At 73.9% G+C, this 1,660-nt stretch carries 2 protein-coding genes; both read right to left on the reverse strand.

The features are described 5' to 3' along the window. A partial coding sequence (locus AB0C29_RS31750; RefSeq protein ID WP_360827945.1) for an FGGY family carbohydrate kinase occupies positions 1-980 on the reverse strand: 980 nt, incomplete at its 3' end. Positions 981-994: 14 nt separating this feature from the next. Further along, positions 995-1,660, reverse strand: a 666-nt coding sequence (locus AB0C29_RS31755; protein WP_360827948.1) for an AMP-binding enzyme, incomplete at its 5' end; no start/stop codon positions are given.

Genomic DNA, 1,660 nt, shown 5'->3' on the forward strand with positions numbered 1-1,660 from the left:
GGGCTGAGGCGCAACGTGGCCTCGGCCCAGCTGACGGCGCGGCCGACGTCGTTGATCGCCCCGCCGAGCAGCGTGCGGCCGGCGTCGACCCGGTAGTTCCACAACCCGAACGGCAGGGGATCGGCCGGGCCGTCGAGCAGCACCCGCAGGGCTCCGCTGGTGGCGGTGGCCGCGGTGAGCACCGTGGCGTCGGTCGCCCCGGCTCCGATGTTGCTGGCGAAGCCGTCGGTGATGACGGGGAACCACACGGCCCCGGCGAGGGCCGGCCGGAGCGCCGGGTTCGCCGACGGTGCCGGCTGGGACATGTCCCGTGGCGGGCAGAGCTGCTCGGGGCCGATGCCCGCGGCGGCGAGCAGCTCGGCGTCGAGCTCACCGGTGCGCCGGTCGAGCAGGCCGGTCCACGCCACCGTGGACGTCCCGGCGAGCGGCTGCCCGATCAGCCGGGCCAGGATGTATTCCCCCAGGGACCACCAGGCGGCGGCCTCAGCGACGATGCTTGGCTGCGTGGCCGTCAGCCAGCGCAGGCGCGGCGCGTGATAGCTGGTGTGCAGGCGAGTGCCGGTGCGCTGCTGCACCGCGTGCTCGTCGAGCTCCCGACGCAGCGCGGTGACCGCGCCGGCGCTGCGGGAATCGGCGTAGGTCAGGCACGGGGTGAGCGCGCGCCCGGTGGCGTCGACCGCGATCAGCGAGGCGGCGAAGGTGTCCATCGCGACGCCGGCGATGCGGGTCCCCAGCCGCAGGTCGCCGGTCACCGCGTCCAGAACCTGCTCGACCTCCGCGGTGACCTGGTCGGGATCGATGACCGAGGTGCCGTCCGGCGCGACCGTGAAGGCGTGCGGCACCTTGTGCTGCAGGCCGTGCACCCGCCGCCCCGACGCGTCGTGCACGCCGCCCCGGGTGGCGGTGGACCCGATGTCCAGGGCCAGGACCAGCGGATCCAGCGCCGCGTCGAGGGTGACGTCATCGTCGGTCCGGGTCATCGCGGTCTTCCCTCTCAGGACGTCAGCAGGTGTTTCTGGACCTTACCCATCGCATTGCGGGGTAATGCGTCGACGAACCGGACCTGCCGCGGTCGCTTGTGGGCCGACAACGTCCGGGCCACGAAGTCGATGAGCTCACCGGCGGTGACCGCCTCGGCCACCACGAACGCGGTGACCTGCTGGCCGAGGTCGTCGTCCGGGGTGCCGAGCACGGCCGCCTCGCGGACGGCCGGGTGGGCAAGCAGGGCGTCCTCGACCTCACCGGCGCCGATCCGGTAGCCGCCACTCTTGATCATGTCGGTGGACCGGCGGCCGGCGATGCGGTACGCGCCGCCCGGCGTCGTGCGGGCGATGTCACCGGTCCGGAACCAGCCGTCGGCGTCCAGCGACTGCGCGGTTACCTCGGGCCGGCCCAGATAGCCGTCGAAGAGCATCGGGCCGCGCACCCAGAGCTCGCCGATGGACTCGCCGTCGGCCGGCAGCGTGGACCCGTCGTCGCCGTCGACCCGGGCCTCGACTCCCGCGACGGGCGTGCCGACCAGACCGGCCTCGCGTCCGGGGTCGTCGGCCCGGTTGCTCAGCGTGATCAGCGTCTCGGTCATGCCGTAGCGCTCGACCGGGCGGTGGCCGGTCAGCTCCCGCATGCGCGCGAACAGCGGGGTCGGCAGGGCAGCACTGCC

The sequence above is a fragment of the Actinoplanes sp. NPDC048791 genome (assembly GCF_040650095.1).
In the GTDB taxonomy this organism is placed as follows: Bacteria; Actinomycetota; Actinomycetes; order Mycobacteriales; family Micromonosporaceae; genus Actinoplanes.